The 14,651-nt window shown below is 45.5% G+C and carries 10 protein-coding genes; 9 read left to right on the forward strand and 1 reads right to left on the reverse strand.

Features of this window, described 5'->3' with window-relative positions:
• Positions 1-26 precede the first annotated feature (26 nt).
• The 9 genes from BSCG_RS24385 (at position 27) to BSCG_RS24345 (ending at position 14,225) form a co-directional block, all read left to right on the forward strand.
• Positions 27-1,901 carry an alpha-L-fucosidase gene (locus BSCG_RS24385; protein WP_004311760.1) on the forward strand — a complete coding sequence of 625 codons (1,875 nt, stop codon included), beginning with the start codon at positions 27-29 and terminating at the stop codon, positions 1,899-1,901.
• A gap of 8 nt (positions 1,902-1,909) precedes the next feature.
• Positions 1,910-2,440 carry a GNAT family N-acetyltransferase gene (locus tag BSCG_RS24380; protein ID WP_004301027.1) on the forward strand — a complete coding sequence of 177 codons (531 nt, stop codon included), beginning with the start codon at positions 1,910-1,912 and terminating at the stop codon, positions 2,438-2,440.
• A gap of 262 nt (positions 2,441-2,702) precedes the next feature.
• On the forward strand, positions 2,703-3,575 hold the full coding sequence (locus BSCG_RS24375) for an electron transfer flavoprotein subunit beta/FixA family protein (protein ID WP_004301028.1): 873 nt from the start codon (positions 2,703-2,705) through the stop codon (positions 3,573-3,575).
• Between the two features lie 2 nt (positions 3,576-3,577).
• Complete coding sequence (locus tag BSCG_RS24370) at positions 3,578-4,597, forward strand: electron transfer flavoprotein subunit alpha/FixB family protein (RefSeq protein WP_004301029.1); 1,020 nt, start codon at positions 3,578-3,580, stop codon at positions 4,595-4,597.
• Between the two features lie 6 nt (positions 4,598-4,603).
• Positions 4,604-6,310 (forward strand): acyl-CoA dehydrogenase family protein, encoded by a 1,707-nt coding sequence (locus tag BSCG_RS24365; RefSeq protein ID WP_004301030.1) that lies wholly within the window; start codon positions 4,604-4,606, stop codon positions 6,308-6,310.
• 153 nt (positions 6,311-6,463) lie between these two features.
• Complete coding sequence (locus BSCG_RS24360) at positions 6,464-8,218, forward strand: rhomboid family intramembrane serine protease (RefSeq protein ID WP_008774824.1); 1,755 nt, start codon at positions 6,464-6,466, stop codon at positions 8,216-8,218.
• Positions 8,219-8,225: 7 nt separating this feature from the next.
• The gene (locus BSCG_RS24355) at positions 8,226-8,645 is read left to right on the forward strand and encodes a hypothetical protein (RefSeq protein ID WP_004301032.1); all 420 of its coding nucleotides are present in this window, start codon (positions 8,226-8,228) and stop codon (positions 8,643-8,645) included.
• 38 nt (positions 8,646-8,683) lie between these two features.
• On the forward strand, positions 8,684-13,744 hold the full coding sequence (locus BSCG_RS24350; protein ID WP_008774825.1) for a DUF4132 domain-containing protein: 5,061 nt from the start codon (positions 8,684-8,686) through the stop codon (positions 13,742-13,744).
• A 7-nt stretch (positions 13,745-13,751) separates the two neighbouring features.
• Positions 13,752-14,225, forward strand: coding sequence for a GAF domain-containing protein (locus BSCG_RS24345; RefSeq protein WP_004307141.1), 474 nt, complete (start codon positions 13,752-13,754; stop codon positions 14,223-14,225).
• 109 nt (positions 14,226-14,334) lie between these two features.
• Here BSCG_RS24345 and BSCG_RS24340 read toward each other — a convergent pair whose 3' ends face one another.
• Positions 14,335-14,649 carry a chaperone modulator CbpM gene (locus tag BSCG_RS24340; protein WP_004307142.1) on the reverse strand — a complete coding sequence of 105 codons (315 nt, stop codon included), beginning with the start codon at positions 14,647-14,649 and terminating at the stop codon, positions 14,335-14,337.
• Positions 14,650-14,651 lie beyond the last annotated feature (2 nt).

A 14,651-nucleotide genomic window follows, 5' to 3' on the forward strand; every position in this document is an offset into this window, starting at 1 on the left:
TCAATTATTAACTAATAAACACCCCCATGAAAAAACACTTTCTTATCTTCGCAACAGGTCTTTTTCTACTAAGTGCCTGTAATTCGGTAAAAGCACCGGAAGCTATCTTACCCATTCCCGAAGCCAAACAGGTGGAATGGCAAAAAATGGAAACGTATGCGTTTGTACACTTCGGACTTAACACATTCAACGACCGTGAATGGGGATATGGAGACTCCGATCCTAAAACATTCAACCCTACCCGTCTGGACTGTGAGCAATGGGTACAGACATTTGTCAAATCCGGCATGAAAGGAGTGATCCTGACAGCGAAACATCACGATGGATTCTGTCTGTGGCCTACGCAACTGACAGAGTACTGTATCCGCAACACTCCGTACAAAGACGGAAAAGGAGACATTGTCCGCGAACTGTCGGATGCCTGCAAAAAGTATGGCATTAAATTCGCAGTCTATCTCTCGCCCTGGGACAGGCATCAGGCCAATTATGGTTCTCCCGAATATGTAGAATACTTCTATAAACAACTCAACGAACTGCTGAGCAACTACGGTGACGTATTTGAAATCTGGTTTGATGGTGCCAACGGTGGAGACGGCTGGTATGGCGGAGCAAAAGACAGCCGTACAATCGACCGCAAGACTTATTATAACTATCCGCGAGCTTACAAGATGATTGATGAGTTACAGCCACAAGCTGTTATCTTCTCGGATGGAGGTCCGGGCTGTCGTTGGGTAGGCAACGAACACGGATTTGCCGGAGCTACTAACTGGTCTTTTCTTCGTGCAGGAGAAGTTTATCCGGGCTATCCCAAGTATCGTGAACTGCAATATGGTCATGCCGATGGTAACCAATGGGTAGCTGCCGAGTGTGATGTTTCCATCCGTCCGGGATGGTTTTATCATCCGGAAGAAGACGACCGTGTGAAAACAGTAGACGAACTGACTGATTTATATTACCGCAGCGTAGGACATAACGCAACGCTATTATTAAACTTCCCGGTAGACCGTGACGGATTGATTCACCCTACTGACTCTGCCAATGCCGTAAACTTCCACCAGAATGTACAAAAACAACTGGCACACAATCTGCTGGCGGGACTCTCTCCCAAAGCATCGGACGAACGTGGAAGAACATTCTCCGCCAAAGCTGTGACCGACGGTGATTATGATACTTATTGGGCTACCAATGATGATGTCACTTCAGCCACTATCGAATTCGATTTACCTCAGGCAGAGAAGATCAACCGTATGATGTTGCAGGAATATATTCCTCTCGGACAACGTGTCAAATCATTCGTTGTAGAATATAACCAGGCAGGCGAATGGCTCCCAGTAAAGCTCAATGAGGAGACTACCACTATCGGATATAAACGGCTCCTTCGTTTCGAAACAATCACTACGGATAAGATTCGTGTCCGCTTCACGGATTCACGGGCTTGTCTCTGTATTAATAACATTGAAGCATATTATGCAGGAGAGACTTCGGATACATACACAGCGAAAGCTGCAGAACTGAAAAGTTACCCGTTCACTCTTGTTGGAGTAGATGTAGAGGAAGCACAGAAAGGCATGGATAAAAACGACCAGACCACCTGTTTCATCAATGGAAATACACTATTGATTGACTTGGGAGAAGAACGAACGATTACCTCATTCCACTATCTCCCCGACCAAAGTGAATATAATAAAGGGGTGATCGCGGCCTACGAAATATCTGTAGGTACGGACAGTAATGCGGTCAACCAGGTAGTAGCCAAAGATGAATTTTCCAATATAAAGAGCAATCCGATTTTGCAATCGGTTTACTTTACTCCGGTCAAGGCTCGCTACATTCAGTTGAAAGCAACACGGATGATACATGACGGTGAACCGATGGGGTTAGCTGAAATTGGGATACAATAATAGATGATATGGTACAAAAAACAGGAATTATTGTGCAGAAGAAAAACTATACTCTCCGTACCTGGCAAACCGAAGATGTAGCATCATTAGCCCAATATCTCAATAACAAGAATATTTGGGATAACTGTCGTGACGGTCTCCCCTATCCTTATAGTCAGGAAGATGCTAACGTTTTTCTCTCTATGGTACAAGCGAAAGAAAACATTCAAGATTTCTGCATTGAGGTAAACGGAGAAGCAGTTGGAAGTATCGGTTTTGTACCCGCTACGGATGTAGAACGTTTTAGTACAGAAGTAGGCTACTGGATTGGAGAACCTTTCTGGAACCAGGGAATCGTTACTGACGCCCTGAAAGAAGCCATCAACTATTATTTCGAACACACTGATAAGGTACGTGTATTCGCAGTCGTATTTGAGCATAACTCCCCATCCATGCGGGTATTAGAGAAAGTGGGATTCACGAAAGTAGGAATTATGCAAAAGGCTATTTTCAAGAATGATAATTTCACGAATGCACATTATTACGAACTTATCAAATAATCCGGAATTCATCAACAGTCTGCTGGACAATCCGGCAGACTGCCCATAAACGCTTTGTCAACCCTGAATTAAATCTATAAAAACCCTCCTCTTTTGCTCAAAAATCTTAAACCTGTGCATTTTTTACTCGGATTTCTTGTCAGAACCAAGCGTTTGAGTAAATTTGCACGCTGATAGTTAACCGGATAGTTTGGATAGCAAGATATTACTACTTGACTACTGGCTGCTAACTTGTAGAAATACTAATACTAAAATTTATAGCATGAGTTTGAAAATTGTTGTATTGGCAAAACAAGTTCCTGACACACGTAATGTTGGGAAAGATGCCATGAAAGCCGACGGGACGATTAACCGCGCGGCACTTCCCGCTATCTTCAACCCCGAAGACCTGAATGCTCTCGAGCAAGCTCTTCGACTGAAAGATGCTCATCCAGGCTCTACCGTAACCATCCTGACCATGGGACCGGGACGGGCAGCCGACATTATTCGTGAAGGACTTTTCCGTGGCGCAGATAACGGTTACTTGCTGACCGACCGTGCTTTCGCTGGTGCAGATACACTGGCTACGTCTTACGCACTGGCTACTGCCATCCGCAAAATCGGTGATTGCGACATTATCATTGGTGGTCGTCAGGCTATCGACGGTGACACGGCGCAAGTAGGTCCGCAGGTAGCAGAGAAGCTAGGATTGACGCAAATCACATACGCAGAAGAAATTCTGGAAGTGGGCGATGGTAAAATCAAGGTGAAACGTCATATCGACGGTGGTGTAGAAACTGTAGAGGGTCCGCTGCCTATCGTGATTACCGTAAACGGTTCTGCCGCTCCTTGCCGTCCGCGCAATGCGAAACTGGTTCAGAAATACAAACACGCCAAAACAGTTACCGAAAAACAACAAGGTAACCTTGATTATACCGATTTGTATGACAAGCGTGATTATTTGAATCTGGTAGAATGGAGTGTAGCCGACGTAAACGGTGACCTTGCACAATGCGGTCTGTCCGGTTCGCCGACAAAAGTGAAAGCCATCCAGAACATCGTGTTCCAGGCTAAAGAGAGCAAAACCATCAGCGGCAGCGACCGTGACGTGGAAGACCTGATTGTTGAACTATTAGCTAACCACACCATCGGATAATCATGAATAACTTATTTGTATATTGCGAAATAGAAGAAGGTAACGTTGCAGACGTTAGCCTCGAACTTCTGACCAAAGGTCGTTCGTTAGCCAACCAGTTGAACTGTCAGCTCGAAGCTGTAGTTGCCGGAAGCGGCCTCAAAGATATTGAAAAACAAATCCTTCCTTACGGAGTAGATAAACTTCACGTTTTCGACGGTGAAGGCCTTTACCCTTATACATCACTTCCTCACACAGCTATCCTGGTGAACCTCTTCAAAGAAGAGCAACCGCAAATCTGTTTGATGGGTGCTACCGTTATCGGTCGTGACCTCGGTCCGCGCGTTTCTTCTGCTCTGACCAGCGGATTGACTGCCGACTGTACTTCACTTGAAATCGGTGACCACGAAGACAAAAAAGAAGGTAAGACTTATAAGAACCTGTTATATCAAATCCGTCCGGCATTCGGTGGTAACATCGTTGCTACGATTGTGAACCCGGAACACCGCCCGCAGATGGCAACCGTTCGCGAAGGTGTGATGAAGAAAGAAATCCTCTCTCCGACTTATCAGGGAGAAGTAATCCGTCACGACGTGAAAAAGTATGTAGCCGACACGGACTATGTAGTGAAAGTCATCGAACGCCATGTAGAAAAGGCAAAGAACAACCTGAAAGGTTCTCCGATCATCATAGCCGGTGGTTACGGTGTAGGTTCGAAAGAAAACTTCAACCTATTGTTCGACCTCGCTAAAGAACTTCACGCAGAAGTAGGTGCCAGCCGTGCTGCTGTTGACGCTGGTTTCGCAGACCATGATCGTCAGATCGGTCAGACTGGTGTTACGGTTCGTCCAAAACTCTACATCGCTTGCGGTATCTCCGGACAGATTCAGCATATCGCCGGTATGCAGGAAAGTGGTATCATCATCTCCATTAACAACGATCCGGATGCTCCGATCAATACGATTGCCGATTACGTAATCAACGGAAGTATCGAAGAAGTTGTGCCGAAGATGATTAAGTATTATAAACAAAATAGCAAGTAAGGAAAGATGGCTAATTATTATACAGACATACCGGAACTCAAGTTTCACTTGAACAATCCGATGATGAAACGTATTTGCGAACTCAAAGAACGCAATTACAGAGATAAAGATGAATTCGACTACGCTCCGCTGGACTTCGAAGATGCTGTAGACTCTTACGACAAAGTATTGGAGATTACAGGAGAAATCACAGGAGAAATCATTGCTGCTAACGCAGAAGGTGTAGACGAAGAAGGTCCTCACTGTGCTAACGGTCGCGTAGAATATGCTTCCGGAACCAAACAGAACCTAGACGCTATGGTGAAAGCCGGCCTGAACGGTATGACCATGCCACGCAGATTCGGCGGTTTGAACTTCCCGATCACTCCGTACACCATGTGTGCAGAAATCGTGGCTGCTGCCGACGCCGGTTTCGGAAATATCTGGTCTTTGCAGGACTGTATTGAAACACTGTATGAATTCGGTAACGCTGACCAACACAGCCGTTTCATTCCTCGCGTATGCCAAGGTGAAACGATGTCTATGGACTTGACCGAACCGGATGCAGGTTCCGACTTACAGGCAGTTATGCTGAAAGCAACTTATAGCGAAAAAGACGGTTGCTGGTTGCTGAACGGTGTAAAACGTTTTATTACAAACGGTGATGCTAATCTTCACTTGGTATTGGCTCGTTCGGAAGAAGGTACAAGAGACGGTCGTGGTCTTTCTATGTTCATCTATGACAAGAATGAGGGTGGTGTGAACGTACGTCGTATCGAAAACAAACTCGGTATCCACGGTTCTCCTACTTGCGAACTGGTGTACAAGAATGCAAAAGCTGAACTTTGCGGTGACCGCAAACTCGGTTTGATTAAATACGTTATGGCTTTAATGAACGGTGCCCGTCTGGGTATTGCTGCGCAGTCTGTAGGATTGAGCCAAGCTGCTTACAATGAGGGATTGGCTTATGCTAAAGACCGTAAGCAATTCGGTAAAGCAATCATCGAATTCCCGGCAGTATACGATATGCTGGCTATCATGAAAGGTAAGTTGGATGCCGGACGTGCTTTGCTGTATCAAACAGCTCGCTACGTAGACATTTACAAAGCATTGGATGATATTTCCCGCGAACGTAAACTGACTCCGGAAGAACGTCAGGAACAGAAAAAATACGCCAAACTAGCAGACAGCTTTACTCCGCTGGCTAAGGGTATGAACTCTGAATATGCTAACCAGAACGCTTATGACTGTATCCAGATTCACGGTGGTTCAGGATTCATGATGGAATATGCTTGCCAACGCATCTATCGCGACGCACGTATCACCAGCATCTACGAAGGAACTACCCAGTTGCAGACTGTAGCCGCTATCCGTTACGTGACTAATGGTTCTTACATCGCTACTATCCGCGAGTTTGAGGCCATTCCTTGTTCACCGGAAATGGAACCGCTGATGTCTCGCCTGAAGAAGATGGCTGACAAATTTGAAGCAAGTACCAACGCTGTGAAAGAAGTACAGGATCAGGAATTGCTTGACTTCACCGCTCGCAAACTGGTGGAAATGGCTGCTGATATTATCATGTGTCACTTACTAATTCAAGATGCCAGCAAGTCTTCTGAACTGTTCTCCAAATCTGCACACGTATATTTGAACTATGCAGAAGCGGAAGTAGAAAAGCATACAAATTTCATCGAAAACTTCGACAAAGAAGATTTGGCGTTCTACAAAAAGTAACAAATAATCGACTAAATCTGATAAAAGCATCCTTTCTTACGAAATGGATGCTTTTTTTATTTGTCATATTCTATTATTTTCCATTATTATTCTATACATTTGTCAGTGAGATAAGTAATTTTTTAATTGATGAATGTAGATAGAGATAGAAATATGGCACTCAAACCTTCATATAATGACAAACTGTATTTGCCAGGTTTATCAAACACGGAAATCCTTATATTGGCTCTCGAAGCCTCTCAAAAACTTGAGTGGAATATCGAGGAAGTAACTCCGGAAGGAATCCGGTTTGAAGTCCCGTTCAGTATACGCTCCCATGGAGAGGCAATAACCTTTACCATAGAAAAGGGAAGTGACGGGGAAGTATCCGTTCGCAGTCAGTCTTCTTCCGTACAATTTGTTGATTATGGAAAGAACAGAAAAAATATCCAGAAGTTACGGGAAACAATGGAAGAAATAAAAGCCTCACTCACTCCGGAAGAACTAGCCCAAAGGGCCAAAGATTTCGAAGAAGAGTTCAACCGCCCGCTCACAGAAGAAGAAAAAGCCTACATAGAGGAAGAAAAGAAGAGGAACTCTTTCCTGTCTTTCTTCATTCCCCGCAAAGGATTTATAGCAACTCCCATCCTGATAGACATCAATATTCTTGTATTCATTGTAATGATTGCTTCCGGAGTGGGTATTATGTCTCCTTCCACTCTGTCACTACTGAAATGGGGAGCCGACTTCGGACCGCTGACTCTGACCGGTGACTGGTGGCGCACAGTGACTTGCAACTTCATACATATCGGAGCTTTCCATCTCCTGATGAACATGTATGCTTTCATGTATGTAGGACTTCTGTTGGAAGAACTGATAGGAGGACGCCGTATGTTCGTTTCATACCTGCTAACCGGATTATGTTCGGCTGCATTCAGCCTGTATATGCACGGTGAGACAATCAGCACCGGAGCTTCCGGATCTATCTTCGGACTTTACGGTATATTCCTTGCATTCCTCCTCTTTCATCGCATCGCCAAAGAACAACGAAAGGCATTGTTAACCAGCATCCTCATTTTTGTGGGGTATAATCTGGTTTACGGGATGAAAGCCGGCATTGATAATGCCGCCCATATTGGCGGGTTGTTAAGCGGGTTTGTTCTGGGAATTATATACGTGGTCGGCTACAAGTTCGAGAAACCCGATGCACAGCGGACTGTCTCCATCATCGGGGAGCTTGGTATATTCTGTATATTCCTGTTCAGCTTCATGATCCTGTGCAAAAACGTTCCTCCTCTTTACCCGGAGATACGCAATGAATGGGAAAGCGGCATTGTGGAAGCCTATCTGAATGGTGAACTGGAAGAGGAAAACGAGAACAGTAATCATTCCGCTGTGAATGCTACGGACAATCTTTCCAGCAGGAAAGTTCCGGCATATACGCCTGTCGGCAATGACGATACGTGGCTATCTTATTATGATGCAGCCACCAAATTCAGTTGCCAGTATCCTACCAACTGGATAAAAATAGCAGGAGCAAAAGGAATTATTGACGGTGCGGAACCTCCATTACTCATGCTGGTCAACGGAGGGAATCAATTAACGATTACCGCCCTCACCTACGACACGCAGAAGGAGTTTGAACACATGAAAGAGTTATCACTCACTCTCCCAAGAAATGCACAAGGGGAACCGTCAGAAGATTACCAACTAAGCAATGTCAACATCAACGGACTCCCCATGACAAAGATCACGAATCCCCTGCACATCGGGGCTCCTGATGAACCGGGAGAGGATGTAAAACAAATAGCGTTGCATTACTTTCAAGAGAGCAAGAAACGATCTTTTGCTATTGTCATGCTTGTCTATGACGAAGAAGCTGAAACCGATCTGAATGCCATTACATCAAGTATCCAGATCACCCAATAAAGAGAATATGAGAGTATATATCCAAATCAAACAGTTAGGAAAGCGAAAGTGCAGTATCGAAAAGATTCCTATCGATTTTCCTGTTCCGCCTGTCAATGTACAGGGGTTGATCGAAGCCATCGTCAGTTGGCAAGTCTGCGAATACAATGAACGCTTGCAACAGAGCGAAGTGCTGAAATACCTCACACAGGAAGAAGTGGAAAATAAAACAGCTTCCGGCAAAGTAGGGTTTGCAGTAAACTATAATGGCAAACCTGCCGCAGAAGTCGAAGCCATCACCAATGCTTTGCAATCCTATGAGGACGGAATTTTCCGTATCTTCATGGATGATACGGAAACCGGAGACCTATCCTCTCCCATCCAACTTAAAGAAGAATCTACCTTAACCTTCATCCGGCTCGCTATGCTGTCGGGAAGATTATGGTAATCATTATCCTATAAAACACATTTAAAACGAAAAGAATCATGAGACTGATTTACAATGACGCATTAAATAAACGGATTGCTCCGTACCTGGAAAGGTTAACGAAAAAGAGAACCAGTTTAGACAAAGAGACAATGGCACTGTTGGATGTATTTATGCAATACTTCAACATGGATACCCGGTATGGTGCATACAGCGATAAATTAGAGCCTTGCATCATCTATATTATCCAAGAAGAGAAGATTAAAAGCGTTGCCAATCTTTTCGATGGTAAATTGAACAAGCTACTCCACTATCTATTGGGAGACGAGTACGCCCACCTGTTCCACACCTATCTGAAGCTCAAAGCACGGTGCCCGTACACTCACGGATACTCGCGCCGGTCACAACGGTCGGCAAATCCTCTTCTGCATATCGGGCACGTTATAGATGCACTGACCCAGTTTCTGAAACTGCGCGCCACCGGATTTACGGATCAAGCCATACTGAACGGAGGAAACACTCCGGAAGAAATAGAAGCATACAAGGATTCGATGAACTGCCAAAACTGGATGGCCGCCCAAATAGCAGAAGGCAACCAGACTGTCATTGAATACCTCAACAATGTGCTGACCAGTGAGAATAACGCCAACCGCCTCAACCAGGGACATCTCCAGGCTATCGCAGTAAGTGGATACCGCCCCTTGCTGGAACTGGAAGGGAAGTTACTTCTGGCAGCCAAGTTACAGGAGGGTCTCCGCCAAGCTATCGTGGAAACGATGGACGAAGGTTGTCCCGAAAGTTATCTCCATCTTTTCTCGGTCATCTGCGACAACGGCCTGCAACGATTTGCTTCCGTGAAACGCGGTATTGCAGTCAGTACGGGTATCGGAGAACAAGACAGCAGCGAACGTATCACCAATAAATATGTAGAACTGATCCATCGTTTTCTGAACGACCGGAAACAAGCACACAGTGCTCTTCAAAGCAAAGATACAGTCGAACTCTATCTGGCTTTATGGAGCATCGGATTCTATAATACGGAAGAGATTCAGACGCTCGTACCGGAAATTATCAAGAAAGGTGCTAAATACCAGGTACAGACATTACTTTATTTCTTACGCTGTACGCAATACTCCGGCATGAACCACCGCATCAGTAAAAATGCCTTTGAAAGATGGTATAAGGAACCGTCGGTGGTGGCGGCTATCTTACCGTTGTATCTGTCCGGTCTCTATCTTAGCCGGTATGGAGGGCACAAAGACGCCCCGTCACTCCACGACTATTTTGATAGCAAAGAAGAGGCGGTCCGCCATTATGAATATCTGAAGCAAATCTATCAGTCCATCTCTGCCAAAGAGATTTATTCTCCTTATGTATTCCCTTGGGAAAGCACAGAACTCACCCGTTCGGAAATCGTTCTCAAAATGGCATATATCACCTGGATGACTAATAATTCTGCATTGAAAGACGATCTTTGCAGCTATCTGCCCTCTCTGGATACTTATATGCGGGCAGGCTATATCGGTGTTGTATTAGCTCCACCGACCAGTCCGCTACAGGAAGAATATGTACTGCAATCACTGGGAGACCGTTCGCAAGATGTGCGTGAAGAAGCATATAAAGCATTGTCCGAGATGACCTTATCGCCCGAACAAAACCAGAAAGTAGAAGAGTTACTGCGCTTCAAATACAGCGAAATGCGTATCCATGCTATCAATCTGCTGATGAAACAGCCCAAAGAACAGCTAGCCGACAGCATCCGCCGCTTGCTAACAGACAAGGTTGCCGAACGCCGCCTGGCAGGATTGGACATGATGAAGACCATACACAATGTAGAATTCCTGCAAGATATCTATCAGGAATTGATCCCGACAGTTAAAGAGATTCAGAAGCCGAACCCGAAAGAAAAAGTATTGATAGAATCTCTGATTGGCGATGGAACAGAAGAGAGCGTCACACAACATTATACCAAAGATAACGGTTTCGGTCTGTACGATCCGTCTCTTGAAGTCAGTCTGCCGGAAATTACCCAGGACAAAGGATTCAACGTTAAAAAAGCATTCGAATTCATCTGCTTTGGAAGGGCCAAACTCGTTTTCAAAAAACTAAGCAAATACATCGAAACCTACAAGAATGAAGAATTCAAAAATGGTTACGGAGAAGCACGTCTGGTAGGTAACAGTGTCCTGATAAACTGGAGCAACTACGGAGGATTGAGCGGACTCGGATTCCCGGAATTGTGGAAAGCCTTCTACGAAGAAGAAATAGGAAGCTACGACAAATTGCTGATGATGAGTTTCATGCTTGCATCGACAGGTACCGCTAAAGACGAAGACGACTCCGACGAGGAAGATGAAGAAGACATCAAGGCAGACCAGAAATCAAGTAATACTTTTGAGCCGCTTGTCAACCGGATGTATGCCGGCATCACTTACCGCGGATTGCAGAAAGACCTCCGCAAGATGCCGTACTATGAACAGATGAGTGACATCATCGAAGCACTGGCATACGAATACAAAGATGAAGCCGTCTATCAACGACTGGCCGTCAATATGCTGCTCCAACTATTGCCTTTGCTAAATACCAAAAACATCTTCCGCCAGTACACCAGTAAGCATGCATGGCTTCGGGACAAACTGGAATACGGAGAAAAACAGGTCGTTTATCCGATACATAACAACAAATTCGTGAACTTCTGGCTCGAAATGCCTCAAAAGCCCATGAATGATGATCTATTTATCCGTTACTTCACAGTGCGCTATCAGCTTTATAAGCTCACCAACTACATGGAGCACACCCCCGAACTAGAAGAAACAGACTCTTATCTTCATGCCACAGACTTCGCCCGTGCCTGGATGCTGGGAATCATCCCGACAGAGGAAGTATACCGTGAAATGATGGGACGCATCAGCTCTCCCAGCCAGATCAAAGCAATCACCATGGTATTGAACGACAACGTTCGTTTCAACAAGGAAAAAGAAAGATACGCCGATATCAAAAACATCGACTTCTCCCTCTTCCGTTCCCTCGCCCAAAAGGTGGTAGACCGGATTCTTGAAATTGAATTAAAACGTGGAGACTCCGAGACACAAGTCACCTCCCTTGCAGAAGAACTAAGCTACGTCTATGGAGCTGAAACATTTATCCGTATTCTGCAAGCATTCGGCAAAGATACTTTCATACGTGACAGTTACAACTGGGGCAGCACCAAACGGGGTGTATTGAGCAGTCTGCTCCATGCTTGTCATCCCCTGCCTACGGACACCAGCGAGAATCTGAAGAAACTGGCGAAACAAGCCGAAATCAGCGACGAGCGACTGGTAGAAGCCGCCATGTTCGCCCCACAATGGATTGAACTGACTGAAAAGGCAATAGGCTGGAAAGGACTGACAAGTGCAGCCTATTATTTCCACGCCCACACCAATGAAACGTGTGACGACAAGAAGAAAGCGATTATCGCCCGCTACACCCCCATCGACGTAGATGACCTGCGGGAAGGTGCTTTTGACATCGACTGGTTCAAAGATGCATTTAAGACAATTGGCAAGCAACGCTTCGAAGTGGTCTACAATGCCGCCAAATATATTTCATGCAGCAACAGCCATACCCGTGCCCGTAAGTTTGCCGATGCTACCAACGGTGCAGTGAAGGCGGCAGATATAAAGAAAGAAATAATAGCCAAGCGCAACAAAGACTTATTGATGAGCTACGGCCTCATCCCATTGGGACGGAAGCCGGATAAAGAACTGCTGGATCGTTATCAATACCTGCAAAAGTTCCTGAAAGAGAGCAAGGAATTCGGTGCTCAAAGACAGGAAAGCGAAAAGAAAGCGGTAAACATCGCTCTGCAAAACCTGGCACGCAACTCCGGTTACGGAGACGTTACCCGCCTGACCTGGAGCATGGAAACCGAACTGATTAAAGAACTTCTTCCCTACCTGTCCCCCAAAGAGATAGACGGCGTAGAAGTGTATGTACAAATCAACGAGGAAGGTAAATCGGAGATTAAGCAAATCAAAGACGGCAAAGAGCTCAACAGCATGCCTGCCAAGCTGAAAAAGCATCCGTATATAGAAGAACTGAAAGCAGTACACAAAAAGCTGAAAGACCAGTACACCCGTTCGCGCATCATGCTGGAACAGGCGATGGAAGACTGCACCCATTTTGAAGAAAACGAATTGCGCAAGCTGATGCAGAATCCTGTTATCTGGCCATTACTGAAACATCTCGTCTTCATCTGCAACGGACAGACGGGCTTCTACACCGATGGATTGCTGATTACAGTGAATGCCGTTTGCCTCCCGTTAAAACCGAAAGACGAGTTACGCATCGCGCACCCCACAGACCTGTATACAAGCGGAGACTGGCATGCTTATCAAAAATTCCTGTTCGATAAATCAATCCGCCAACCTTTCAAACAGGTATTCCGCGAACTTTACGTTCCGACTCCGGAAGAAATAGAAGCCACTCAATCCCGCCGCTATGCCGGCAACCAGATCCAACCGCAGAAAACGGTTGCCGTACTGAAAGGCCGTCGCTGGGTAGCCGACTATGAAGACGGTCTCCAAAAGATCTATTACAAAGAGAACATCATCGCCACCATCTATGCGATGGCAGACTGGTTCTCTCCTGCCGACATCGAAGCTCCGACATTAGAATATGTCTGCTTCCACAACCGCAAGGACTACAAGCTGATGAAAATCTCGGAGATTCCTCCTGTCATCTTCTCGGAAGTGATGAGGGACGTAGACTTGGCAGTAAGTGTAGCTCATGCCGGAAGCGTCGATCCGGAAACCAGCCACTCTACCATCGAGATACGCAGCGTGCTGGTGGAACTGACAATGCCGTTGTTCCATTTCAAGAACGTGACGATAAAAGGAAGTTTCGCTCACATCGAAGGTAAACTGGGTAAGTACAATATTCATCTGGGCAGCGGTGTGATCCATCAGGAAGGTGGTGCACAGATAGCCGTTCTTCCGGTACATTCGCAAAATCGCGGACGCCTGTTCCTGCCTTTTGTAGATGAAGATCCGAAGACTGCCGAGATACTGACTAAGATTATCTTCTTTGCAGAAGACGATAAGATAAAAGATCCGAGCATTCTGAACCAAATCAAATAGTAAAGAGATGGCAGAAAATTTAATCATCCACACAGGAAGCAAGGAAGAAAAGTATCGGGAGTTACTTCCGCAACTGCATGCTTTGGTAAGTACGGAAGCAGATCTCATTGCCAATCTTGCCAACATGGCAGCAGCCTTAAAGCAGACTTTCGGTTTCTTCTGGGTAGGCTTTTACCTTGTGAAAGAGGAAGAACTCGTACTGGGTCCGTTTCAAGGCCCCATTGCCTGCACTCGCATCCGCTTTGGCAGAGGAGTTTGCGGAACCGCTTGGAAAGAAGCCCGTACACTGATTGTTCCTGATGTAGAGCAGTTTCCCGGACACATAGCCTGTAGTTCGGACTCGAAATCGGAAATAGTAGTACCGATCCTCAAGCAGGGGAAAGTTGCCGGGGTGCTGGATATCGACAGTGATACATTGGATAGCTTCGACACTATCGACGCACGCTATCTGGAAGAGATTTGCACGTATATTGTATTATAAAATAACGGCATAAACATCCTGAAAAAACGGAGGCTCTGATTGAATGAATCAGAGCCTCCGTTTACTATAAATAGAGCCTCTGTTCGAATCAAACAGAGGCTCTATTTTTTTACCAGTCCATATCTTCTATTTCCCGTTCCCGGTACAGCAAAAGTTGTTTGCGAAGCGAACGCATTTCGTGCCTCATATCTTCCATCCTTTCCAGCAAATGATGAATGGCATCGATACCTTCCATGTTGATGGATAAGTCATAGTACATTCTGCTATAACGTTCCACGTTCGGGAGTTCCGACAAAAGCAGATAATGTTCACCGCCTTCGGTATGCACGTTAATCAAACCGCCCTCTTCCAACATTTCGATGAATGAAGGCTCAATATGACATTTGTGACAGTATTCACTGACAATTATTAATTCGGTCTGCATAG

Origin of the sequence: Bacteroides sp. 2_2_4 (assembly GCF_000157055.1) — a bacterium.
GTDB lineage: Bacteria > Bacteroidota > Bacteroidia > Bacteroidales > Bacteroidaceae > Bacteroides > Bacteroides ovatus.

Excerpts from the sequence above, each read along its gene's own strand:
- BSCG_RS24370 (WP_004301029.1), top strand. The coding sequence starts at position 3,578 with ATGAATAACTTATTTGTATATTGCGAAATAGAAGAAGGTAACGTTGCA.
- BSCG_RS24345 (WP_004307141.1), top strand. The coding sequence starts at position 13,752 with ATGGCAGAAAATTTAATCATCCACACAGGAAGCAAGGAAGAAAAGTAT.
- BSCG_RS24365 (WP_004301030.1), top strand. The coding sequence starts at position 4,604 with ATGGCTAATTATTATACAGACATACCGGAACTCAAGTTTCACTTGAAC.
- BSCG_RS24380 (WP_004301027.1), top strand. The coding sequence starts at position 1,910 with ATGGTACAAAAAACAGGAATTATTGTGCAGAAGAAAAACTATACTCTC.
- BSCG_RS24385 (WP_004311760.1), top strand. The coding sequence starts at position 27 with ATGAAAAAACACTTTCTTATCTTCGCAACAGGTCTTTTTCTACTAAGT.
- BSCG_RS24340 (WP_004307142.1), bottom strand. The coding sequence starts at position 14,649 with ATGCAGACCGAATTAATAATTGTCAGTGAATACTGTCACAAATGTCAT.
- BSCG_RS24350 (WP_008774825.1), top strand. The coding sequence starts at position 8,684 with ATGAGACTGATTTACAATGACGCATTAAATAAACGGATTGCTCCGTAC.
- BSCG_RS24360 (WP_008774824.1), top strand. The coding sequence starts at position 6,464 with ATGGCACTCAAACCTTCATATAATGACAAACTGTATTTGCCAGGTTTA.
- BSCG_RS24355 (WP_004301032.1), top strand. The coding sequence starts at position 8,226 with ATGAGAGTATATATCCAAATCAAACAGTTAGGAAAGCGAAAGTGCAGT.
- BSCG_RS24375 (WP_004301028.1), top strand. The coding sequence starts at position 2,703 with ATGAGTTTGAAAATTGTTGTATTGGCAAAACAAGTTCCTGACACACGT.